At 59.7% G+C, this 21,088-nt stretch carries 23 protein-coding genes; 17 read left to right on the forward strand and 6 right to left on the reverse strand.

All coding sequences use genetic code 11. The features are described from left to right. Window positions 1–371: 371 nt before the first annotated feature. Entirely contained in the window at window positions 372–1,880 is a 1,509-nt protein-coding gene (gene mqo / locus JOE29_RS19795; RefSeq protein WP_074952801.1) for a malate dehydrogenase (quinone), read from the forward strand. An 85-nt stretch (window positions 1,881–1,965) separates the two neighbouring features. Here the strand turns inward: mqo and JOE29_RS19800 are convergent, their stop codons facing one another. Further along, complete coding sequence (locus tag JOE29_RS19800) at window positions 1,966–2,862, reverse strand: homocysteine S-methyltransferase family protein (RefSeq protein ID WP_004402690.1); 897 nt, start codon at window positions 2,860–2,862, stop codon at window positions 1,966–1,968. A gap of 110 nt (window positions 2,863–2,972) precedes the next feature. Between JOE29_RS19800 and JOE29_RS19805 the strand changes: the two genes are divergently transcribed. Beyond that, window positions 2,973–3,794: an ABC transporter substrate-binding protein gene (locus JOE29_RS19805; RefSeq protein ID WP_210079786.1), complete on the forward strand. Its 822-nt coding sequence runs from the start codon at window positions 2,973–2,975 to the stop codon at window positions 3,792–3,794. Beyond that, window positions 3,791–4,624 carry an amino acid ABC transporter permease gene (locus tag JOE29_RS19810; RefSeq protein ID WP_003318211.1) on the forward strand — a complete coding sequence of 278 codons (834 nt, stop codon included), beginning with the start codon at window positions 3,791–3,793 and terminating at the stop codon, window positions 4,622–4,624. The genes JOE29_RS19805 and JOE29_RS19810 overlap by 4 nt, the downstream gene beginning before the upstream one ends. Window positions 4,625–4,934: 310 nt before the next feature. On the opposite strand, the gene JOE29_RS19815 is transcribed toward JOE29_RS19810, so the two are convergent. The 3 genes from JOE29_RS19815 to JOE29_RS19825 form a co-directional block, all read right to left on the reverse strand. Continuing rightward, on the reverse strand, window positions 4,935–5,222 hold the full coding sequence (locus tag JOE29_RS19815; RefSeq protein ID WP_003318212.1) for a PA4642 family protein: 288 nt from the start codon (window positions 5,220–5,222) through the stop codon (window positions 4,935–4,937). A 66-nt stretch (window positions 5,223–5,288) separates the two neighbouring features. Further along, the gene (locus JOE29_RS19820; protein ID WP_003318213.1) at window positions 5,289–5,792 is read right to left on the reverse strand and encodes a hypothetical protein; all 504 of its coding nucleotides are present in this window, start codon (window positions 5,790–5,792) and stop codon (window positions 5,289–5,291) included. Window positions 5,793–5,858: 66 nt separating this feature from the next. Then, window positions 5,859–6,416 (reverse strand): hypoxanthine-guanine phosphoribosyltransferase, encoded by a 558-nt coding sequence (locus tag JOE29_RS19825; protein WP_003421702.1) that lies wholly within the window; start codon window positions 6,414–6,416, stop codon window positions 5,859–5,861. A gap of 207 nt (window positions 6,417–6,623) precedes the next feature. On the opposite strand from JOE29_RS19825, the gene upp reads away from it, so the two are divergent. Further along, window positions 6,624–7,262: a uracil phosphoribosyltransferase gene (gene upp, locus JOE29_RS19830; protein ID WP_003346127.1), complete on the forward strand. Its 639-nt coding sequence runs from the start codon at window positions 6,624–6,626 to the stop codon at window positions 7,260–7,262. 4 nt (window positions 7,263–7,266) lie between these two features. Next, complete coding sequence (locus JOE29_RS19835; protein WP_029571743.1) at window positions 7,267–8,544, forward strand: uracil-xanthine permease family protein; 1,278 nt, start codon at window positions 7,267–7,269, stop codon at window positions 8,542–8,544. A gap of 332 nt (window positions 8,545–8,876) precedes the next feature. Here the strand turns inward: JOE29_RS19835 and hemH are convergent, their stop codons facing one another. Together hemH and JOE29_RS19845 are read right to left on the reverse strand one after the other, a co-directional pair. Beyond that, window positions 8,877–9,899 carry a ferrochelatase gene (gene hemH, locus JOE29_RS19840; RefSeq protein ID WP_004402682.1) on the reverse strand — a complete coding sequence of 341 codons (1,023 nt, stop codon included), beginning with the start codon at window positions 9,897–9,899 and terminating at the stop codon, window positions 8,877–8,879. A 27-nt stretch (window positions 9,900–9,926) separates the two neighbouring features. Further along, entirely contained in the window at window positions 9,927–10,829 is a 903-nt protein-coding gene (locus JOE29_RS19845) for a TIGR01777 family oxidoreductase (RefSeq protein ID WP_210079787.1), read from the reverse strand. Window positions 10,830–11,118: 289 nt separating this feature from the next. On the opposite strand from JOE29_RS19845, the gene JOE29_RS19850 reads away from it, so the two are divergent. From JOE29_RS19850 to JOE29_RS19905, 12 genes are all read left to right on the forward strand, one after another. After that, window positions 11,119–12,105: an FAD-dependent oxidoreductase gene (locus JOE29_RS19850; protein ID WP_198701386.1), complete on the forward strand. Its 987-nt coding sequence runs from the start codon at window positions 11,119–11,121 to the stop codon at window positions 12,103–12,105. Continuing rightward, window positions 12,102–12,317, forward strand: a complete 216-nt coding sequence (locus JOE29_RS19855; RefSeq protein ID WP_210079788.1) for a TIGR02450 family Trp-rich protein — start codon at window positions 12,102–12,104, stop codon at window positions 12,315–12,317. Before JOE29_RS19850 ends, JOE29_RS19855 begins: the two co-directional genes overlap by 4 nt. Window positions 12,318–12,434: 117 nt before the next feature. Further along, complete coding sequence (locus tag JOE29_RS19860) at window positions 12,435–13,397, forward strand: DUF523 and DUF1722 domain-containing protein (RefSeq protein ID WP_010424802.1); 963 nt, start codon at window positions 12,435–12,437, stop codon at window positions 13,395–13,397. 3 nt (window positions 13,398–13,400) lie between these two features. After that, window positions 13,401–14,303 carry a MerR family transcriptional regulator gene (locus JOE29_RS19865; RefSeq protein WP_003421700.1) on the forward strand — a complete coding sequence of 301 codons (903 nt, stop codon included), beginning with the start codon at window positions 13,401–13,403 and terminating at the stop codon, window positions 14,301–14,303. Window positions 14,304–14,312: 9 nt separating this feature from the next. Next, window positions 14,313–15,761 (forward strand): deoxyribodipyrimidine photo-lyase, encoded by a 1,449-nt coding sequence (phrB, locus tag JOE29_RS19870; RefSeq protein ID WP_003345245.1) that lies wholly within the window; start codon window positions 14,313–14,315, stop codon window positions 15,759–15,761. Beyond that, window positions 15,754–16,176 (forward strand): nuclear transport factor 2 family protein, encoded by a 423-nt coding sequence (locus JOE29_RS19875; protein ID WP_024959473.1) that lies wholly within the window; start codon window positions 15,754–15,756, stop codon window positions 16,174–16,176. The genes phrB and JOE29_RS19875 overlap by 8 nt, the downstream gene beginning before the upstream one ends. Further along, window positions 16,173–16,961: an SDR family NAD(P)-dependent oxidoreductase gene (locus JOE29_RS19880; RefSeq protein ID WP_016567262.1), complete on the forward strand. Its 789-nt coding sequence runs from the start codon at window positions 16,173–16,175 to the stop codon at window positions 16,959–16,961. Before JOE29_RS19875 ends, JOE29_RS19880 begins: the two co-directional genes overlap by 4 nt. Further along, a complete protein-coding gene (locus JOE29_RS19885; RefSeq protein ID WP_210079789.1) occupies window positions 16,958–18,205 on the forward strand; it encodes an FAD-dependent oxidoreductase in 1,248 nt (415 codons plus the stop codon). Before JOE29_RS19880 ends, JOE29_RS19885 begins: the two co-directional genes overlap by 4 nt. Continuing rightward, entirely contained in the window at window positions 18,202–19,002 is an 801-nt protein-coding gene (locus tag JOE29_RS19890) for a DUF1365 domain-containing protein (RefSeq protein ID WP_210079790.1), read from the forward strand. The genes JOE29_RS19885 and JOE29_RS19890 overlap by 4 nt, the downstream gene beginning before the upstream one ends. After that, on the forward strand, window positions 18,989–20,257 hold the full coding sequence (locus JOE29_RS19895; protein ID WP_032658908.1) for a cyclopropane-fatty-acyl-phospholipid synthase family protein: 1,269 nt from the start codon (window positions 18,989–18,991) through the stop codon (window positions 20,255–20,257). The genes JOE29_RS19890 and JOE29_RS19895 overlap by 14 nt, the downstream gene beginning before the upstream one ends. After that, window positions 20,250–20,759 carry a DUF2878 domain-containing protein gene (locus tag JOE29_RS19900; RefSeq protein WP_010424813.1) on the forward strand — a complete coding sequence of 170 codons (510 nt, stop codon included), beginning with the start codon at window positions 20,250–20,252 and terminating at the stop codon, window positions 20,757–20,759. The genes JOE29_RS19895 and JOE29_RS19900 overlap by 8 nt, the downstream gene beginning before the upstream one ends. Next, on the forward strand, window positions 20,714–21,073 hold the full coding sequence (locus JOE29_RS19905; protein ID WP_044309893.1) for a YkgJ family cysteine cluster protein: 360 nt from the start codon (window positions 20,714–20,716) through the stop codon (window positions 21,071–21,073). The genes JOE29_RS19900 and JOE29_RS19905 overlap by 46 nt, the downstream gene beginning before the upstream one ends. The last annotated feature ends 15 nt before the right edge of the window (window positions 21,074–21,088 follow it).

Genomic DNA, 21,088 nt, shown 5'->3' on the forward strand with positions numbered 1-21,088 from the left:
AGCAAATGAATAGGTACGCGTTTGTACATGCACCATCAGCGTCTGAACCGGCTCTCTTGAACAGGACTGACCGCGACTGCGCCTCCATGACCGGAGCCTGACGCCATCGACAGGCGCCCGTTGCACAATGGGCTCCCTGACGATGGTCGAATGGCCTCGCAGGCCTGGAAATGCGTTCATGAAGTATTGATGAACCATGACCGGGCCTGACCGGGACCTGCGCTTTGGATGCGAAAAATTGCGAAGAATCGGTGAGGCGATCCTGGCCAGGCAAACGAGGGTAGACATTTGATCCAGCCCACGAATACCTGGCAACCAGCCTCAGGATCGTATGCCGTCAATTTGGTGCTGCAGATTTTGGAGACGCGTTAATGGCGCATAACGAAGCAGTTGATGTAGTACTGGTCGGAGCGGGCATCATGAGTGCCACTCTGGCGGTATTGCTAAAAGAGCTCGACCCCGGCATCACGCTGGAAGTCGTTGAGCTGATGGATTCCGGTGCTGCGGAGAGTTCCAACCCGTGGAACAACGCCGGTACCGGCCACGCCGGTCTGTGCGAGCTGAACTACACGCCGCCAGCGGCTGATGGCTCAATCGACATAAAGAAAGCGGTGCACATCAACACCCAGTTCGAAGTCTCGAAACAGTTCTGGGCCTACCTGGCACGCAAGGGCACCTTTGGTTCAGCCCGATCATTCATCAACCCGGTTCCACACCTGAGCTTCGTGCAGGGCGAAAAAGGCGTCTCGTTCCTCAAGACCCGTTTTGAAGCCATGAGCAAGCATCACGCCTTCTCTTCGATGGAATACACCGAGGACAAGGCAACGCTGGCCGAGTGGATGCCATTGATGATGCCTGGTCGGCCTGCGGACGAAAAAATTGCTGCAACGCGGATGATGAACGGCACCGACGTCAACTTTGGCGCGCTGACCAACCAACTGCTCGGCCACCTGACCAGCGCTCCAGGGACGCAGATCAAGTACCGCAGCCGGGTGACCAACCTGACCCGCAACGGTGCTGGCTGGACCGTCAGCGTCAAGGACGTGAATGGCGGCGGCACGCGTGAGATAGATGCCAAGTTCGTGTTCCTCGGTGCCGGTGGCGCAGCGTTGCCGCTGTTGCAGTTGTCGGGCATTGAAGAAAGCAAGGGCTTTGGCGGCTTCCCGGTCAGCGGCCAGTGGCTGCGTTGCGACAACCCGGAAGTAGTCAAGCACCACCAGGCCAAGGTCTACAGCCAGGCTGCCGTCGGCTCGCCGCCAATGTCCGTCCCGCATCTGGATACCCGCGTGGTCGATGGCAAGAAATCCCTGCTGTTCGGACCTTATGCCGGTTTCACCACCAAGTTCCTGAAACACGGTTCGTATCTCGACCTGCCGCTGTCGGTCCGCGTAGCCAACATCAAACCGATGCTGGCGGTGGCGCGCGACAACATGGACCTGACCAAGTATCTGGTCAGCGAAGTGATGCAATCGATGGAGCAACGCCTGGAATCGCTGCGCCGCTTCTATCCGGAAGCGAAAGCCGAAGACTGGCGCCTCGAAATCGCCGGTCAGCGCGTGCAGATCATCAAGAAAGACGCGAAAAAAGGCGGCGTCCTGCAATTCGGCACCGAGCTGGTGTCTGCAAAGGATGGCTCGCTGGCCGCCCTGCTCGGCGCTTCGCCCGGCGCTTCGGTGACTGTGTCGATCATGCTTGAGCTGCTCGAGCGCTGCTTCCCGGAGAAAACCCGCACGGAATGGGCGACCAAGCTCGAAGAGATTTTCCCGGCACGGGAGAAGATCCTCGAAACCGATGCGCCGCTCTACGAGCGCATCAGCGCGCAGAACGACGAGGCGCTGGAACTGGTCGAGAAAAGCAGCCAGGAACACAGTTTCGCCTGACCCGACTGCTGCTGTGCTGTCACAAAAAACCCCGTGAGCCTTTAACAGCCACGGGGCTTTTTATTGCGTTTATTTCAGGCGCCGTTCAGAGGCTTCTGGACAGTACGGCAATGTGCTCCGGGCCAATCCCGCAGCAGCCACCGATGTGCGTGGCGCCGCGCTTGACCCAATCTGCCGCCCACTGCTGATAGCCCTGCGGGTCAAGGTCTTCGCGCAGCTCGTCCAGGCCGTCGTTGGCGGTGGCGTCCTTGGGTTGCGGCGGGAAGGCGTTGGCGTACGCGCCGATGGCAATGTCGACGTTCAGCGACGTGAACACCTCACGGGCCGCATCGATTGCGCCACCGATCACCTCTGGCTGGCTGCAGTTGAACAGCAGCGTGGCGACACCCATTGCTGCGGCAGCCCTGGCGGCGTCGGCGACCGGCTCGCCTGAGCGCAGACGCGGGACCTCGTCAGTGTCCTCATCCTGCAGGGTGAACGACAGCCAGAACGGTTTACCGTCATTGGGCAGCCCGGCGCGGATGGTCTGCGCTTCGAGAATGCAGCTCTGGGTTTCGGCCAGCCACAGGTCGACATACGGCGACAGCCCGGCAACCAGTGGTTTCAGAACGTCGGCAGCCAGTTGCGGCTGATACAGGTCAGGGCGATAGGAACCGAACAGCGGCGGAATGGAGCCGGCCACCCGGGCGCGTCCGCCAGACGCATCGGCCGACTCGCGCGCCAGTTGCCCGGCCAGTGCTGCCAATGCCTGACCTTCGCGGGCAAAACGCTCTTCGCCAATATGAAACGGCACGACGGCGTAGCTGTTACTGGTAATGACCTGAGCACCACTTTCGATATAAGCGGCGTGTACCGCACTGACGGCTTCCGGTGCTTCGCTTAATGCCAGCGCCGACCATTCAGGCTGGCGAAACGGGGCTCCGCGACGCTGCAGTTCACGGCCCATGCCGCCATCGAGAATTACAGTTGTGCCTTGCTTCATATGTGATCTGCTTATATGTATATGAAAAAAACTCATTATGAGTCAGTCTTGTATAACGTATTTAATACGGCCCTTTCATCAAACTACAAACACTTTTTCAGGGGATATCTGTGAACTATCGCGCTCTGCTGGGCATCGGCCTGGTTACTCTGGCAGCCTCCACGCAAGTTCTGGCCGGCGCCACGCTGGATCGCGTGCAGAAAAACAAAGAGCTGGTCAACGTCCTCATGGAAAGTTACCCGCCCTTCTCTTTCCTGAATGACAAGAATGAACTGGACGGCTTCGATGTCGACGTCGCCAAGGCCGTGGCGCAGAAACTGGGCGTCAAACTGCGCCTCGAAACACCGTCCTGGGACGTGATCGCCGCGGGCCACTGGAGCGGCCGTTATGACATCTGCGTCTGCTCGATGACGCCGAGCAAGGCCCGCGCCGAAGTGTTCAACTTCCCGGTCGAGTACTACGCCTCGCCTGCGGTGATCGTGGTCAACGCCTCGGATGATCGTATCCATTCGGCCAAGGACCTGAGCGGCAAGAAGGTCGGCCTGACCAGCGCCTCCAGCTACGAAAGCTACCTGAACAAGAATCTGGTTATCGATGGCGCCGAAGACAAGCCACTGCAGTACCCGTTCGAAGACGTGCAGATCGCTCCGTACGACAACGACAACGTGGCCTTTCAAGACCTCGGGCTGGGTGCCGGCAAGCGGCTGGACGCGATACTTACCAATCTGGTGACCGCAAAACCGCGCCTGGATCAGGACAAGCGCTTCAAACTGGCAGGCGAGCCGCTGTATGAAGAACCCAACTCCGTAGCCATCGAAAAAGACGATCCGGAATGGGACGCCAAGGTTCGCCAAGTCTTTGCCGAACTGAAGATCGATGGCACCCTGAGCAAGCTGTCGCAAAAGTGGATCGGTGCTGACATCAGCAAATGACTTCCTTTCAGCCCCAGCGCCCACCCGAGCAGGCCGAACAGAGCCTGCTCAAGCGAGTTTTCGGCTTCCGCACACGGCTTTACCTGACCTGGCTGGTCATGTTCGTCCTGTTCGCCGGCTTCTTCCTGAGCTTCGACCTGAAGCTGTCGATCATCCTCGACAAGCTGCCGAACCTGATCGGGCTGCATCTGGCCCCCAACGGCTTTCTGCAGGGCGCGGCGCTGACATTATTCGTGTCGGTGTGCTCGATCGTGGTTTCGGTCGCACTCGGCTTTGTCACGGCACTCGCGCGGCTTTCCAGCAGCGCGGTGGCGTTCGGCATCGCCAGCTTTTACGCCTCGTTCTTTCGCGGCACGCCGTTGTTGATTCAGATCCTGCTGATCTATCTCGGTCTGCCACAACTCGGCATCGTGCCCGGAGCCATCACGGCGGGAGTGATCGCGCTGTCGCTCAACTACGGGGCGTACCTGAGCGAGATTTTCCGTGCAGGCATCATCGGCGTCTCTGCAGGACAACGTGAAGCCGCACTGGCCCTGGCATTGCGCCCGGCGCAGATCTTCTGGCGCGTCACCCTGCCCCAGGCCATGCGCACGATCATTCCGCCGACCACCAACCAGTTCATCTCCATGCTCAAGGATTCTTCACTGATTTCAGTGATGGGCGTCTGGGAAGTGATGTTTCTGGCCCAGTCTTACGGCCGCTCCAGCTATCGATACATCGAAATGCTGACCACCGCAGCGGTGCTGTACTGGATCATGTCGATCGGGCTGGAGTTGTTGCAGTCACGACTGGAGCGGCATTACGGCAAGGCGTATCAGGCGCGCAAGTGACTGCAGCTTTCGTCCTCACGCTTTGCGCTCAGTGTTATACGCAAGTCTGTTTTTGATTCTGGCCGAAGGCCGTGGGAGCGAACTTGTTCGCGAAGGGGGTCGTATAATCGCCGAAAATGCATCGACTAAAACACCGTCTTCGCGAACAAGTTCGCTCCCACGCCCTCTGGGCAGAAGCTCGGAAGCCCGTTATTCCGGGCGCTCTAGGACGTGTGTATAACGACTGAGAGCTCCGCGTGGGAATGCAGTTCCGGACGCTCTGCGTCCAGCTCTGGCAATGCGGAGCATTGGCACGACAGTCAAACGGCAATTACGTACGGGCTTTCTCGATCAGTTCGATGTATTCATCAGCATTGCGCTGATCCTTGATCAGGGCGATGAAGTCGTTGCCATGCTCGTCCTTGCCATCAAAGTCATGGCCCGCTTCCTTGAAGAACACCAGAAAGCGTTCGAAATCGTTGATGCGCAGCCCACGGTAGGCCTTGATCAGCTTGTGCAGCGACGGCGAGGTAGCATCATACGGCTCGAAGTTGAGGAACAGTTTGATCTGCTCATCGCCGATCTCATCGCCAATCAACTGCTTCTTATCTTTACGCATTACAGGCTCCAGCAGGTCGCAGACACTTTCACGGGCGGGCAGTTTACCCTCCGGCGAGCGCCGCGCTCAACGCGCACGTGCAGAGGTGGTGTGCAGATCAGCCCAGATGTGCCCGTTGGCATAACTGAGGAACTGGCAATAGACCTTCTCGTTGCGCAGCAAGTCCACCAGCACGCGGTACTGGGACAACGGGTAATAAAGCGTCAACGTGCTCGACGGCTCATCATAGGTCGGCTTTTTAAGGCTTTTGCTATCACCGCCGTCGAAGTGCACGAGCACCTGGGAGATGGACGCGCCCTTGTTCAGCGACTTGCCCTTGAGGCGCAGCGACAAGGGCGAGGTGACTGGAATCGGCTGCTGACTCGACTGCCGCTGGTTACCGGCAACGATGGTGTACTCAGTGACCCGCATCAACTGTTGCTGCTCGGGCACACCTTCGCGCAGGCTCAGATCGTCAGGCGGCAGGTATTGATCGTGCATGGGGCTGGCCGATACCGGCGCAGCAGGTGCGGCAACTGCCAGACCAGACAACAGCACCAACGCCACAGCGCCGGGAATCAGTAGCTTCATTGAGGGTTTCCATATAATTGCCAATCGACGACCGCCCCTGTTCGCAGAAGCGGTCGTCAGAATGCCTTACATCCCTTTGACCGCATAGATACCGGCAGCATTACGCCAGTAACCTTTGTAATCCATACCGAAGCCGAAGATATAACGATCGATGCACGGCAGGCCGACGTAGTCGGCTTTCAGGTCCGGGCGAGCCTTGCGGTCGTGGTCCTTGTCGATCAGCACGGCAGTGTGCACAGCGCGGGCACCGGCGTGTTTGCAGAAGTCGATGATGGCGCCCAGGGTGTGACCTTCATCGAGGATGTCGTCGATGATCAGCACGTCACGGTCCATGAACGAGACTTCCGGCTTGGCTTTCCAGAACAGATCGCCGCCGGTGGTTTCGTTGCGATAGCGCGTTGCGTGCAGGTAGGACGCTTCCAGCGGGAAGTTCAGGTGGGTGAGCAGCTTGCCGGAGAAAATCAGGCCGCCATTCATGACGCAGAACACAACAGGATTGCGCTCGGCCAGTTCGGCATTGATCTGCGCGCCGACACGGGCAATGGCCGCATCCACTTCGGACTCGGTGTACAAGCAGTCAGCTTCGCGCATGACTTGACGGATATGCTCGAGATCAGCGGACATGACGCTCTCCAGGTAAGGCAGTTTGAGAAAAGCGGGCAAAGGTACGCATCCGTTCAAGCCAGAGCAAGTGATTCTGGACTAACGTTGCGAGTGTCTTGCAAAAGCCGCGAACGTCGAAGCTTCGTAACGATACTGCATGTGCTTTAAGACAGTCAGTGCCGAATAGATTAACCTAGACCGATTTTTGCCCCGCTGGAGCCTTTCCCCATGCCCATTCGTGAGATCCGTCACCCACTGATCCGCCACAAGCTCGGCCTTATGCGCCGCGCCGACATCAGCACCAAGAACTTCCGTGAGCTGGCTCAGGAAGTCGGCGCGCTGCTGACCTATGAAGCAACGGCCGACCTGACCCTGGAAAGTTACGACATTCAAGGCTGGGCCGGTACGGTGTCAGTCGAGAAGATCGCGGGCAAGAAAATCACCGTCGTGCCGATTCTTCGCGCCGGTATCGGCATGCTGGACGGCGTGCTCAGCCTGATTCCAGGTGCCAAGGTCAGCGCGGTCGGCGTGGCACGCAACGAAGAAACCCTGCAGGCGCACACCTACCTGGAAAAACTGGTCCCGGAAATCGACGAGCGCCTGGCGATGATCATCGACCCGATGCTGGCCACCGGCAGCTCGATGGTCGCCACCATCGATCTGCTGAAGAAGGCTGGCTGCAAGGAAATCCGCGCCATGGTTCTGGTCGCTGCGCCCGAAGGCATCGCTGCCGTAGAGCAAGCGCACCCGGACGTGATGATCTACACCGCTTCCATCGATGAGCGTCTGAACGAACACGGCTACATCATTCCGGGCCTGGGCGATGCCGGTGACAAGATTTTCGGCACCAAGCAGAAGGACGCGTAACCCGATGACGCAGCAGGAGTTCAACGATCCACTGTGGCGCACGATTCTATCCGGCGCGCAAATGCTCTTCGTGGCCTTTGGCGCGCTGGTCCTGATGCCGCTGATCACCGGGCTCGATCCGAACGTGGCACTGTTCACCGCAGGCCTGGGCACGCTGCTGTTCCAGATCGTCACCGGGCGTCAGGTGCCGGTCTTTCTGGCCTCGAGCTTTGCCTTCATCACCCCGATCATCCTCGCCAAGGGCCAGTTCGGTCTGGCCGCGACCATGGGCGGCGTCATGGCGGCAGGCTTCGTGTATACCTTTCTCGGCCTGGCCGTGAAGATCAAGGGCACCGGTTTCATCGACCGCCTGCTGCCTCCCGTGGTGATCGGGCCGGTCATCATCTCGATCGGTCTGGCCATGGCTCCGATTGCAGCCAACATGGCGATGGGCAAGTCTGGCGATGGCGCGCAGTTGATTCCTTATCAGACCGCCATGCTGATTTCGATGCCGGCCTTGCTGACCACGCTGATCGTGGCGGTGTTCGGCAAAGGCATTTTCCGTCTGGTGCCGATCATCTCCGGCGTGCTGGTGGGCTTCGCGCTGTCGTTCTACTTTGGTGTGGTCGATACCAAAAAAATCGCTGACGCCGCCTGGCTGGCCTTGCCGCACTTCACCGCTCCGGAATTCAACTGGCAGGCGATTCTGTTCATTGTCCCGGTCGCTCTGGCCCCGGCCATCGAGCACATCGGCGGGGTGATTGCAGTCGGCAGCGTGACCGGACGCGATTACCTGAAAAAGCCGGGCCTGCATCGCACGCTATTCGGCGACGGCATCGCCACCACTGCTGCCGGTCTGTTCGGCGGCCCACCCAATACCACCTACGCCGAAGTGACGGGCGCGGTGATGCTGACCAAGAACTACAACCCGCAGATCATGATCTGGGCATCGTTCTTTGCCATCACGCTAGCGTTCATTGGCAAGTTCGGGGCGCTGCTGCAGAGCATTCCGGTGCCGGTAATGGGCGGCATTCTGTGCCTGCTGTTCGGTTCGATTGCCGCGGTGGGCATGAACACCCTGATCCGCCACAAGATCGACCTGGCCGAAGCGCGCAACCTGGTGATCGTCTCGGTCACTCTGGTATTCGGGATTGGCGGCGTATTGATCGGCACCGGCAACGGCCCGAACGATTTCGGCCTGAAAGGCATTGCCCTGTGCGCCGTGACTGCCATCGCCCTGAACCTGATCCTGCCGGGCAATGACAGCTGGAAGAACAAGCAACTGGATGATCAGTTGCCGTAAGACTTGAGCGTGGGGAACGAGAGACGTCTGCAGGACCACTATCGTGCCCATGCTCCGTGCTCATCGTTATACACAGCCCTGAAAAGCCTGGAAAATGGCGGCGTTCAGGCCTCTGCCCGCACGGCGTAGGAGCGGACCGGGCGACGCTTCGCTTGTTCGCGAAGACGATGTTTTAGGCGCTGCATTTTTGGCGACTATACCGGCCATTTCGCGAACAAGTTCGCTCCTACGGCCTTCGGCCAGAATCAAAAGCGAACTTATGTATAACGATGAGTGCTCCGCGTGGGCATGCACTTCTGGACGCTCTGCGTCCGCCTTTGATTTTCTGCTCGTCACAACATCAACGGCGCACGCTCGCACAGTCGGTTCAGCTCTTTCGCCCAGTTGGGGTCATCGTTCAGGCACGGGATCAGGATAAGCTCCTCTCCCCCGGCTTCCTTGAACTGCTCGGCACCTCGGTCACCGATCTCTTCCAGCGTCTCGATGCAATCAGCCACGAACGCCGGGCACATGACCAGCAGCTTCCTGACACCTTTCGCCGCCAGTTCGTCCAGATGCGCTTCGGTGTAGGGTTCGATCCACTTGGCGCGCCCCAGACGTGACTGGAACGACACCGACCACTTACCGTCAGGAATGCCCATACGCTTGGCGAATGCCGCCGCCGACTGTATGCACTGCGCGCGATAGCAGGTCGCGAGCACTTCGGCGGGTGCGGTCATGCAGCAGTCGTCCTTCAGGCAATGCTTGCCGGTCGGGTCGAGCTTGTGCAGGTGCCGCTCAGGCAGACCGTGAAAGCTCAGCAGCAAATGGTCGTAAGGTTGATCCAGATGCGGCCGCACGCTTTCCACCAGCGCACTCAGGTACTCGGGCTGATCGTAGAACGGCTGCAGAACCGAGAACTGCATCTTCAACGATTTGGCGCGCACCACCCGTTTGGCTTCTTCGATGACCGTGGTCACCGTGCTGTCGGCAAACTGCGGGTACAGCGGGGCCAGGGTGACTTTCTTGAAGCCCTGCTCTGCCAGCCGCGTCAGCACCGTTTCAATGGACGGCTCGCCATAACGCATGGCCAGCTCGACCGGCCCGTGCGACCACTCCTTTTTCATCGCCTGCTGCAGACGCTTGCTCAGCACCACCAAGGGCGAACCTTCATCCCACCAGATGGACGCATAGGCGTGTGCGGACTGCTCGGGCCGCTTGATCAGAATCAGCGAGACCAGCAGCCTGCGCACGGGCCATGGCAGGTCGATCACATAAGGATCCATCAGGAACTGGTTCAGATAGCTGCGCACGTCTGCCACTTGAGTAGAAGCAGGCGAACCCAGATTGACCAGCAACAAAGCGTGATCGGTCATGCAACATCCTATTCATTTCAACAGCGTTCAGTGGCGACCCAGCAAATCCTGCAGGGCAATGTCGAGTTCGGTGTACTTGAATGTAAAACCAGCTTCCTGCAAACGCTCCGGCCGCGCACGCTGACCACCGAGCAGCAATACCGACAGCTCACCCAGCAATACCTTCAGGGCCAGCGCAGGCATGGGCATGAATGCCGGTCTGTGCAGAATGCCGGCCAGTGACTTGGCAAACTGACGATTGCGCACCGGTGAAGGCGCACACACATTATAAGGACCCTTTGCTTCATTCAGATTCAACAGAAAATCAATTGCGGCGATTTGATCCTGGATGTGAACCCACGGCATCCACTGCCTGCCATTGCCGATCGGCCCGCCCATGCCGAATTTGAAAGGTGGCAACAGACGCTGCAGAAAACCGGCACGATCGGACAGCACCAGCCCTGTGCGTATCAGCACCACCCGCACACCCAGCGCCTCGGCGCGTTGCGCGGTTTCTTCCCAGGCGTTGCACAGCTGACTGGCAAAGTCTTCCTTGGCAGGCAGCGAGGTTTCGTCGATTTCGCGCTCGCCACTGTCGCCGTACCAGCCGACTGCGGAACCGGAAATCATCAGCGCAGGCTTTTGCTCGCGAGTGCCCAGCCATTTCAGCAGTTGTTCGGTCAGGCCGACGCGACTTTCCCACAGCAACAGACGGCGTTTGCGGGTCCAGGGACGATCCGCAATGGGCGCGCCTGCCAGATTGATGATTGCATCCACCGGCTGCGCACCCAGCTCATCAAGGCTGGCAATGCCACGTACCGAGGGGCCGCACAGCTCGGCGACGTCGGCGGATTTTCGGCTCCATACCGTCAACTCATGGCCTTGAGCAGACCAGGAACGGCAGAGCGCTCGTCCTATCAAACCAGTACCACCGGTCAGCAATATGTGCATGGCAGATAACCTCGCGTGGCGTAGGTGACAATTGGGTAGTCTTATTTTTACCAATAACGCTGTCCGTGACGTTGGTCCGGAAAACGAAACTGTTAGCTGAACCATAGGCCACAGCAGAATGAAACGCAGCCTCCGAGGCCTTTGCCCGAGTCGCTGAACGGTTCGACCTTGCCGGTGGCAATGTGACTCAATCGCTAAATGCCAAAACCACTGCAAGTTATACCAAACAAGAAGATTGTACAGGTTTTAACTACGGCGTAGTCTGTACAGACAAGGTAACGAGGCCCCTATGACTGTCCCTATCGCAATCATCGGTACCGGTATCGCCGGACTCTCAGCAGCTCAGGCGCTGACATCCGCCGGGCATCAGGTGCACCTTTTCGACAAGAGCCGCGGCAGCGGCGGTCGTATGTCCAGCAAGCGCAGCGACGCAGGTTCGCTGGACATGGGCGCACAGTATTTCACCGCCCGTGACCGGCGCTTTGCCACCGCAGTCAAGCAGTGGCAAACCCAGGGCCATGTCGCCGAGTGGACACCCTCACTCTACAACTTTCATGACGGCAGGCTCAGCCCTTCACCGGACGAGCAAGTACGCTGGGTCGGCACACCGGGCATGAGCGCCATTACGCGGGCAATGCGCGGCGATCTGCCGGTGTCGTTCTCGTGCCGCATCACTGACGTATTTCGCGGCGAACAACACTGGAACCTGCTGGATGCCGACGGCGAAAGCCACGGCCCTTTCAGCCATGTGATCATCGCCACTCCGGCCCCTCAGGCCACTGCCCTGCTGGCTGCCGCGCCGAAACTGGCCAGCGTCGTGGCAGGCGTAAAGATGGACCCGACCTGGGCTGTGGCGCTGGCCTTCGAAACCCCGCTGCAGACGCCCATGCAAGGTTGTTTCGTGCAGGACAGCCCGCTGGACTGGCTGGCCCGTAACCGCAGCAAACCTCAGCGCGACGCCACGCTCGATACCTGGGTACTGCACGCCACCAGCCAGTGGAGCCAGCAGAATATCGACGCCTCCAGAGAACAGGTCACCGAGCAGCTGCACGGCGCATTCGCTGAGTTGATCGACTGCACCATGCCCGCGCCGGTGTTCAGCCTCGCCCATCGCTGGCTGTATGCACGACCTGCCGGCTCTCACGAATGGGGCGCCCTGTCGGACGCCGATCTGGGCATTTACGTGTGCGGCGACTGGTGCCTGTCCGGGCGTGTGGAAGGTGCCTGGCTGAGTGGCCAGGAAGCCGCGCGCCGACTGCTGGAGCATGTGCAATGAATCAGATCAACCCGCGCAAGCTGCTGCTGTCGAAATGGACAGCCGCCACCCCGCTCAATCGGGAAAAACACTTTCTGGTGACCGAACTGTTCAAGGACGAAGAAGGCACCATTCTGGAAGTCGAGCTGCAGGCCGTGCTGACCCAGCGCAGCGAGCGACTGCCGTGGCAAGTGCTGCAACAGGCGGATACCTGGCGGATGGGCTGGAAGTAGCTGGAATCAGCCCTTACCGCCCTCTACAAAGAATTTGACTTGTACAGTTACACCCCTATGATGAAGACAAGTTGTACAGCACGAACTATCTGTACAAGTCTTCTGTAGAGGTGACTGATGGCGGCGTCCGTAATCGAAAAACCCAAACTCGGCATCAGTGCCTGCCTGATGGGTGCCGAGGTTCGCTTCAATGGCGGACACAAGGAATCTCATCTGTGTACACAGGCGCTGAGCAAGTATTTCGATTTCGTCCAGGCGTGTCCTGAAGTTGCTATCGGCATGGGCATCCCCCGCGAGCCGATCAGGCTGGTAGGCGACGCAGAAAACCCAAAGGCGCTCGGCACGGTCAATCGTGACCTGGACGTTACCGAGGCACTGGCAGATTACGGCATACAGATGGCCGCTGAGCTGGGTGATATCTGCGGCTACATCTTCATGCAGAAATCCCCGTCCTGCGGCCTGGAGCGCGTCAAGGTCTACCGCGAAAACGGCGCCCCGGTCGATGGCGGTGGTCGCGGAATCTATGCGCAGGCCTTCTGCGAACGTCATCCTGATCTGCCGGTCGAGGAAGACGGGCGGCTCAACGATGCCGTGCTGCGCGAAAACTTCGTCACCCGCGTGTTTGCCTACGCCGCCTGGAAACAGTTGCTGAAAGGAGGCGTCACCCGGCGCGCTCTGACCGAATTCCACTCGCGCTACAAATACCAACTGATGGCCAATGACCCGGTGCAATACAAGGCGCTGGGCAAGATGCTCGGCAGCATGGGCCGCACCGACCCGAATGAAATCGCGCCGCTGTATTTCAGCCAACTGATGGCTGCCTTGAAAAAGTGCGCCACGCGCAGTACTCACACCAACGTTCTGCAGCACCTGTGTGGTTATTTGAAACAAACCATTACCAGTGAAGACAAGCAGGAAATCCAGCAGGTCATCGCCCAGTATCATCAGGGCATCGTGCCGCTGATTGTGCCGCTGACGCTGCTCAAGCATCATTTTCGCCAACATCCGGACCCGTATGTGGCACTGCAGGTGTACATGCAGCCCCACCCGGAAAACCTCAGCCTGCGCAATGCGATTTGACTCATGAATGATACAGACACAGAGGTGCCGGGCGACTGGCTGCCGATCCGCGAGGTCGCACGGCAGACAGGCGTCAACGCCGTCACCCTGCGTGCCTGGGAGCGGCGTTACGGACTGATCGTCCCGCACCGCACCGCCAAAGGTCATCGGCTGTATTCGGACGAGCATGTGCAGCGCGTCATGAAGATTCTGACCTGGCTCAACCGTGGCGTGTCCGTCAGTCAAGTCAAGGGGCTGATCGATGACAATCGCCAGGACGCCCTGCCGCCGACCAACGACTGGGACGCCTTGCGTCAGACCTTGCTGGTCGCGATCGGCGAGCTGGCCGAACGCCGGGTCGATGATGTGTTCAATCAGGCGATGTCGCTGTACCCGCCGCGCACGCTGTGTGAACAGCTGCTGCTGCCGCTGCTGGCCGAACTTGAACAACGCTGGCAAGGCAAGTTCGGCGCACAACTGGAGCGCACGTTTTTCTACTCCTGGCTGCGCAGCAAGTTCGGCGCGCGCATCTATCACAATAACCGCCAGCTCAATGGCAGCCCGTTGCTGCTGGTCAATCAGTCCGATCTGCCGCTGGAGCCGCATCTGTGGCTCGCGGCCTGGCTGGTGAGCAGCGCCGACTGTCCGGTCGAGGTGTTCGACTGGCCGTTGCCGGTCGGCGAGCTGGCGCTGGCAGCCGAATACCTCAAGCCACGCGGCATATTGCTGTATTCCAGCAAGTCGCTGAACGTGACCCATTTGCCCCGATTGCTGGCCAATATCACCTGCCCTGTCGTGCTGGGCGGACCAACGGTGCAGATCCATAATGCCGAGTTGCTCGTACAGGCCAAGGAGATATCTGGACTGACCCTTGCCCACGACGTACTCAGCGCTCAGATCGAGCTGGGTAAGCTCGGACTTATCTAAGGACTTCTCATGCAACTGATCTGGCTGCGCAGTGACCTGCGCGCTCAAGACAACACTGCCCTGACCGCCGCCATGGAGCGCGGTCCGACGCTGGCGGTCTACCTGCTCAGTCCTGCGCAGTGGCGCAGCCATGACGATGCCGACTGCAAGGTCGACTTCTGGCTGCGCAATCTGGTCGAGCTCGAGAAGGCGCTGGGCGCGTTGAATGTTCCCTTGCTGATCCGCGAGGCGGACAGCTGGGACCAGGCGCCTGAAGTGCTGGCAAAGCTGTGCACACAGTTCAAGGTCGAGGGCCTGCACCTCAATCAGGAGTACGGCATCAACGAAACTCGCCGCGACCAGGCGGTGCAAAAGGCGATGGAAAAAGCCGGTGTGCACTTCAACAGCTACCTCGATCAGCTGTTATTCAAGCCCGGCAGCATCCTGACCAAGACCGGCAACTATTTTCAGGTATTCACCCAGTTCAAGAAGGTCTGCTATACCCGACTGCACGAGGCCATGCCGCACCCGGTGCGCACCCCGAAAGCGCAGCCGGCACAGTCGATAAAAAGCGATGCGGTTCCCGATCAGGTCAAGGGCTTTGCCACGCCATCGAAAGCGTTGCGTGACCTGTGGCCGGCCGGTGAGGCGGAAGCCAGACGGCGCATGGACGCCTTCGCCGACGAGCAGATCAGCTACTACAAGACCGAACGCGACTTTCCGGCCAAGCCCGGCACCAGCCAGCTGTCGGCCTATCTGGCGGCCGGGGTGATTTCGCCACGCCAGTGCCTGCACGCGGCCCTGGCCAGTAATCAGGGCGAGTTCGAGACTGGCGACGTGGGCACCGTGACCTGGATCAACGAGCTATTATGGCGAGAGTTCTATAAACACACGCTGGTCGGCTACCCACGCGTATCGCGTCATCGCGCCTTTCGCCCGGAAACCGAGGCGTTGAAATGGCGTGATGCCCCTGAAGAACTGCGCGCCTGGCAAGAGGCGCGCACCGGGCTGCCGATCATTGACGCAGCGATGCGCCAGTTGCTGGAAACCGGATGGATGCACAATCGGCTAAGGATGGTCGTTGCAATGTTTCTCACCAAGAACCTGTTGATCGACTGGCGTGAAGGCGAGCGCTTTTTCATGCGCCACCTGATCGACGGCGACTTGGCGTCGAACAATGGTGGCTGGCAGTGGAGCTCATCCACCGGCACCGACTCGGCGCCCTACTTCCGTATTTTCAATCCGCTGTCGCAGTCGGAACGCTTCGACCCCGAAGGCGTGTTCATCAAGCGCTGGCTGCCGGAACTGGCGGATATGAATAAAAAGCAGATTCACGACCCGTCATTAATTGGTGACCTGTTTGGCGCTGCCGACTACCCGAAACCCATCGTCGACCTGAGCAAGAGCCGCGCCCGCGCCCTGGCAGCGTTCAAGGCGCTCCCGGCTCGACAGCCGGCCGCAGGAGTCGAACATGGCTGATTTCCTGCATCGCTTCGCCGAAGGTTTTGCCGCGCTGAACAAGGACAACCTTGACCAGGTTGCCGAGCTGTACAGCGAAGACGTGTCGTTCAGCGATCCGATGCACGATATCCATGGCCTTGCCGCCATGCGCCGCTATTTCGGCGAGCTGTACGCCAACGTCCAGGACCTGCGTTTCGACTTCCACGCCTTCGACGAAGTGCGCCCCGGCGAGGGCTATCTGGTCTGGACCATGAGTTATTCGCATCCGCGTCTGGCCGCCGGCCGGACAATTCAGGTAGAAGGCTGTTCGCACCTGAAGTGGCGCGACAAGGTTTATCGACACCGGGACTACTTCGATGCCGGTGCATTGCTCTACGAACATCTGCCCATCATGGGTCGAGTCATCCATTGGTTGAAGAAGAGGTTGGGATGAGCACTCCTGTTGCACGACGCATCTGGTTGACCGGGGCAAGCAGCGGCATTGGCCTGGCGCTGGCCAAAGAACTGCTCAACGCCGGTCATCGGCTCGCGCTGACCGCCCGCACGCTTGAGCCATTGCAGAACCTTGCGAACGTTTATCCCACGCAGGTGCTGCTGGTGACCGGTGACATCACCGACCCCGAGCAAGTCAAGGCGATTGCCGACGACATCGCCCAGCAATGGGGAGCCCTGGATACCGCCATCTTCAACGCCGGCACCTGCGAATACATCGATGCCCGGCAGTTTGAAGCGGCCATGGTCGAACGCGTGGTGCGTACTAACCTGCTGGCCAGCAGTTACTGCATCGAGCACGCGTTGCCGCTGCTGCGCAAAGGTCATCAGCCGCACCTGGTCGGCGTGGCCAGTGCGGTGACCTACCTGGCCCTGCCCCGCGCCGAAGCCTACGGCGCGTCGAAAGCCGGCCTGCGTTATCTGCTCGAAGCGCTGCGTCTGGACCTGGCCAGCGAAAACATCGACGTGACAGTGGTCAGCCCTGGGTTCGTCGACACACCGCTGACGCAGAAAAACGATTTCCCCATGCCGATGCGCTGGCCTGTCGAAAAGGCAGCCAAGCACATCGCCAGCAAACTGGGGCGCAACAAACGCCCACTGGATATCGCCTTTCCGGCGCTGTTCATCTTCAGCATGAGCTTACTGGCCCTGCTTCCGGCACGCGCCCGACTCGCCCTCGGTAAACGTATGGCGCGCAGCGAATCGTCGAATAAGGACGCGCAATGAAGATCGCAGTCATTGGCAGCGGGATTTCTGGCCTGACCAGTGCCTACCTGCTCAACCGCGCGCATGAGGTGACCGTGTTCGAGTCTTCGGACTGGATCGGCGGGCACACTCACACGGTGGACGTGCAGGTCGAGGGCCGCGCCTACGCCATTGACACCGGTTTCATTGTCTTCAACGACTGGACCTACCCCAATTTCATTCGCCTGCTAGGCCAGCTGGGTGTCGGCTTCCAGCCTGCGGAAATGAGCTTTTCGGTGCATGATCCGCGCACTGGCGTGGAATATAACGGCAATAACCTCAACAGCCTGTTCGCCCAGCGCAGCAATCTGCTGTCGCCGCGGTTCTGGGGCATGCTGCGCGATATCCTGCGTTTCAATCGCCAATCGGTCGATGATCTGGAAAACCAGCGCATAGCGGCAGATACCACGCTGGGCGAGTACCTGAAGACCGGCGGTTATGGCCAGCGCTTCATTGATCATTACATCGTGCCCATGGGCGCAGCGATCTGGTCGATGTCGCTGGCCGACATGCTCGGCTTCCCGTTGCAGTTCTTCGTGCGCTTTTTCAAGAATCACGGTCTGCTCTCGGTCACCCACCGCCCGCAATGGTGCGTGATTCAGGGCGGCTCCCGCAGTTATGTGGAACCGCTGACAGCCTCGTTCCGCGAGCGCATTCGTCTGTCGTGCCCGGTCACACGTGTCGAGCGTGACCGCGAAGGTGTGACGCTGCATAGCGCCATGGGCAGCGAACGTTTCGACAAGGTGGTGTTTGCCTGCCACAGCGATCAGGCCCTGGCCCTGCTGGCGCAGCCATCGAGTGCCGAGCAGTCGATTCTCGGCGCGCTGCGCTATGCCGAAAACGATGTGGTGCTGCACACCGACACGCGACTGCTGCCCAAGCGCAAACTGGCCTGGGCGAGCTGGAACTATCGCCTGGGCGGCGGCGAACAGCAGTCGGCCGCCGTCACCTATGACATGAACATTCTGCAAGGGATCGAGAGCGACACGACGTTCTGCGTCAGCCTCAACCAGACGGCGGCCATTGACCCGACCAAAATCCTCGGCTACTACCGCTACGCCCATCCGCAATACAGCCTCGGTGCGATCGCTGCACAGGCGCGCTGGGAGGAAATCAATGGTGTGGATAACACCTGGTACTGCGGCGCCTACTGGGCCAATGGCTTTCACGAAGACGGCGTGGTCAGCGGCCTGCGTGTCGCCCAGGCTTTTGGTGAAACGCTGTGAATAGCGCGCTCTACAGTGGCTGGATCAGCCACCGGCGGTTTGCACCGCGCGCCCATGAGTTCACCTATCGGATAGGCCTGCTCTATCTGGATCTGGATGAACAGGACAGCGTGTTGGGGCTCTCCCCACTGGCAGGCCGGGGGCGTTTTGCGCCGTTCTCGTTTCGTGAGCGAGACTATCTGCCAGAGCTGACCGGGCAAGGGCTGACGCTCATCGAGGCGGTCCGCGAGCGGGTCGGCAAAGCATTGGGGCGTACTCCCTCGGGTCGCGTCTGCCTGCTGACCCAGGCACGCAGTTGGGGCCTGTCGTTCAACCCGGTGAGTTTTTTCTACTGCCACGAGGCTGACGGCACACTGGCCGGCATTCTGTGTGAAGTGACCAATACCCCGTGGGGCGAGCGCTACAGCTACGTGCTGCCCGCCACCGGTGAAGGCCATCAGCATTTTGCCGTGGCCAAGGCCTTTCATGTTTCACCGTTCCTGCCACGTGATCTCGAATACCGCATGAGCTTCAGCCAGCCCGCCGAACGGATCGGTGTGCACATGGCTGACTGGCAAGGCGAGTTGAAGATGTTTGACGCCACGCTCAATCTGACCCGCCAGAATCTGAACCGCAAGACGCTGCATCGCTATCTGATCGCTTATCCATGGATGACCGCGAAAACCTGTCTGGCCATTTATTGGCAGGCCATGCGCCTGTTGGTCAAACGCATACCGATCTTTTCCCATCAGGCCGCTGACGGCGAGTACCGTGCTGCCGCCGCGCAATCCAAGGACTCACTCCATGAAAAGCAGTAGCAGTAGTTTTTCTGCCAATCTGGGCACCAATGGTTTGACTGCCAACCTCCTGCGCCGAGGTGTGCTGCGGCAACTCGCAGGACTGCGCAACGGCCAGTTGGTGATTGTCGAACGGGGTGAGCGCCATGTGTTCGGCAAGAACGGCGCGCTGATTCAGGCTGAAATCCATATTCTGGACTCGGCAGCCTGGGGCATGGTCGCCAGCAACGGTTCCATCGGTGCGGGCGAGGCCTTCATTCACGGCTACTGGACGACACCAGACCTGACGGCGGTGGTCCGGGTGTTTGTCAGCAATCTGGATGTGCTGGATGCGATGGAGGGCGGAATGGCGCGCCTGACCCGACCGCTGATTCACGCGTTGCACTGGCTCAACCGCAATACACGCGAAGGCTCGCAGAAAAACATCGCGGCCCACTACGACCTGGGCAACACGTTGTTCGAGCAGTTTCTCGACCCGACGATGATGTACTCAGCCGCACAGTTCCTCAGCGAAGACGACACGCTGGAACAGGCGCAGTTGAACAAACTCGAGCGCATCTGCCAGAAACTCGCCCTGAAACCCACCGATCACCTGCTGGAAATCGGCACCGGCTGGGGCAGCATGGCTATTTACGCGGCGCAGCACTACGGCTGCCGGGTGACCACCACAACCCTGTCCAAGGAACAGTTCGCCTACACCGAGCGACGGTTGATCGAACTGGGCCTGCAGGATCGGGTGACGCTGATGCTGACCGACTACCGTGACCTGACCGGTGAGTACGACAAGCTGGTGTCCATCGAGATGATTGAAGCGGTCGGCCATCGCTTTCTGCCCACGTACTTCAAGCAATGCGCGAACCTGCTGAAAAGCAACGGCATGATGCTGCTGCAGGCGATCACCATCCGCGAGCAGCGTTACGCACAGGCCAAAAGCAATGTGGACTTCATCCAGCGTTACATTTTTCCCGGTGGCGCGCTGCCCTCGGTGGCGAAGATGCTCGACATCGTCGGCAGCGATACCGACATGAACCTGCTGCACATGGAAGATTTCGGCTTGCACTACGCGCGCACCCTGCGCCTGTGGCACGACAACTTCAAAGACGCCCACGGCAAACTCGCCGAACTGGGTTACGACGAGCATTTCCTGCGCCTGTGGGAGTTTTACCTGTGTTACTGCGAAGGCGGCTTCCTGGAGCGGACCATTGGCACCGCGCAGCTGCTGCTCGCCAAACCCGAAGCGCTGCGCGAACCCTTGCTTGGGCGCTTCAATGCTTAAATCTATCGCCAATGCGCTGTTGTTTCAGATCGGCTGGTTCGCCTGCGTACTGGGCGGCAACAGTTTCTGGCTGCTGATCGCTGTCGGCGTCCTGGCGTTGCATTTTCTGTGGATCAGCTCATGGGCAGCCGAAGGCCGGCTGATTCTGACCGTGACCTTGATCGGTATCGTGCTGGACAGTGCCTTGATGACACTCGGCGTTTTTGATTTCGGCACGGGCGGCTATCTCTTGCCGCTGTGGCTGGCACTGTTGTGGGCGGTGCTGGGCACCACGCTCAATCATTGCCTGGCCTGGACAGCGAAGCCGCTATGGCGCGCAGTCGTGCTGGGCGCTATTGGCGGCCCGATGTCGTACTATGCCGGCTCGCAACTGGCACAGGTCCATCTTCCCCTCGGAGTGTGGCCAGGCATGCTGGTGCTGGGGCTGGTCTGGGCGGGTGTATTTCCCCTGCTGCAATGGCTGGCAGCCCGCGCCGCCAGACACTCGGGAGAACCGCTCTGAACGCTACACTCATTCCGCTCGCAGAGATCCACGGCGAAGAACCGGCAGTCACGTGTTCGACCTGCGCAGCCTGCTGTTGCCAGCTGGAAGTGATGCTGATCACCGACACGGGCGTGCCTGAGCGTTACATAGATACCGATGAGTGGGGTGGCGAAGTCATGTTGCGTCTGGATGACGGCTGGTGCGCTGCGCTGGATCGCAACACGATGATGTGTACGATCTACGAGAAACGCCCGTTGATCTGTCGTGAATTCGAAGCGGGTGCGGAAGATTGCCTGAATGAACGCAAAGGGATTGCGACGGCTTATCTTTGATTCATCACTATCGTC

Source organism: Pseudomonas sp. PvP009 (assembly GCF_017832995.1).
Lineage (GTDB): Bacteria > Pseudomonadota > Gammaproteobacteria > Pseudomonadales > Pseudomonadaceae > Aquipseudomonas > Aquipseudomonas syringae.

What these genes read in the sequence shown, in the direction of transcription:
- JOE29_RS19810 (WP_003318211.1), top strand. Translation starts at nt 3,791, where the DNA reads ATGACTTCCTTTCAGCCCCAGCGCCCACCCGAGCAGGCCGAACAGAGC.
- JOE29_RS19885 (WP_210079789.1), top strand. Translation starts at nt 16,958, where the DNA reads ATGAAGATCGCAGTCATTGGCAGCGGGATTTCTGGCCTGACCAGTGCC.
- JOE29_RS19850 (WP_198701386.1), top strand. Translation starts at nt 11,119, where the DNA reads ATGACTGTCCCTATCGCAATCATCGGTACCGGTATCGCCGGACTCTCA.
- JOE29_RS19860 (WP_010424802.1), top strand. Translation starts at nt 12,435, where the DNA reads ATGGCGGCGTCCGTAATCGAAAAACCCAAACTCGGCATCAGTGCCTGC.
- mqo (WP_074952801.1), top strand. Translation starts at nt 372, where the DNA reads ATGGCGCATAACGAAGCAGTTGATGTAGTACTGGTCGGAGCGGGCATC.
- JOE29_RS19855 (WP_210079788.1), top strand. Translation starts at nt 12,102, where the DNA reads ATGAATCAGATCAACCCGCGCAAGCTGCTGCTGTCGAAATGGACAGCC.
- JOE29_RS19815 (WP_003318212.1), bottom strand. Translation starts at nt 5,222, where the DNA reads ATGCGTAAAGATAAGAAGCAGTTGATTGGCGATGAGATCGGCGATGAG.
- hemH (WP_004402682.1), bottom strand. Translation starts at nt 9,899, where the DNA reads ATGACCGATCACGCTTTGTTGCTGGTCAATCTGGGTTCGCCTGCTTCT.
- JOE29_RS19800 (WP_004402690.1), bottom strand. Translation starts at nt 2,862, where the DNA reads ATGAAGCAAGGCACAACTGTAATTCTCGATGGCGGCATGGGCCGTGAA.
- upp (WP_003346127.1), top strand. Translation starts at nt 6,624, where the DNA reads ATGCCCATTCGTGAGATCCGTCACCCACTGATCCGCCACAAGCTCGGC.
- JOE29_RS19880 (WP_016567262.1), top strand. Translation starts at nt 16,173, where the DNA reads ATGAGCACTCCTGTTGCACGACGCATCTGGTTGACCGGGGCAAGCAGC.
- JOE29_RS19845 (WP_210079787.1), bottom strand. Translation starts at nt 10,829, where the DNA reads ATGCACATATTGCTGACCGGTGGTACTGGTTTGATAGGACGAGCGCTC.
- JOE29_RS19825 (WP_003421702.1), bottom strand. Translation starts at nt 6,416, where the DNA reads ATGTCCGCTGATCTCGAGCATATCCGTCAAGTCATGCGCGAAGCTGAC.
- phrB (WP_003345245.1), top strand. Translation starts at nt 14,313, where the DNA reads ATGCAACTGATCTGGCTGCGCAGTGACCTGCGCGCTCAAGACAACACT.
- JOE29_RS19835 (WP_029571743.1), top strand. Translation starts at nt 7,267, where the DNA reads ATGACGCAGCAGGAGTTCAACGATCCACTGTGGCGCACGATTCTATCC.
- JOE29_RS19905 (WP_044309893.1), top strand. Translation starts at nt 20,714, where the DNA reads ATGGCTGGCAGCCCGCGCCGCCAGACACTCGGGAGAACCGCTCTGAAC.
- JOE29_RS19895 (WP_032658908.1), top strand. Translation starts at nt 18,989, where the DNA reads ATGAAAAGCAGTAGCAGTAGTTTTTCTGCCAATCTGGGCACCAATGGT.
- JOE29_RS19900 (WP_010424813.1), top strand. Translation starts at nt 20,250, where the DNA reads ATGCTTAAATCTATCGCCAATGCGCTGTTGTTTCAGATCGGCTGGTTC.
- JOE29_RS19865 (WP_003421700.1), top strand. Translation starts at nt 13,401, where the DNA reads ATGAATGATACAGACACAGAGGTGCCGGGCGACTGGCTGCCGATCCGC.
- JOE29_RS19875 (WP_024959473.1), top strand. Translation starts at nt 15,754, where the DNA reads ATGGCTGATTTCCTGCATCGCTTCGCCGAAGGTTTTGCCGCGCTGAAC.
- JOE29_RS19820 (WP_003318213.1), bottom strand. Translation starts at nt 5,792, where the DNA reads ATGAAGCTACTGATTCCCGGCGCTGTGGCGTTGGTGCTGTTGTCTGGT.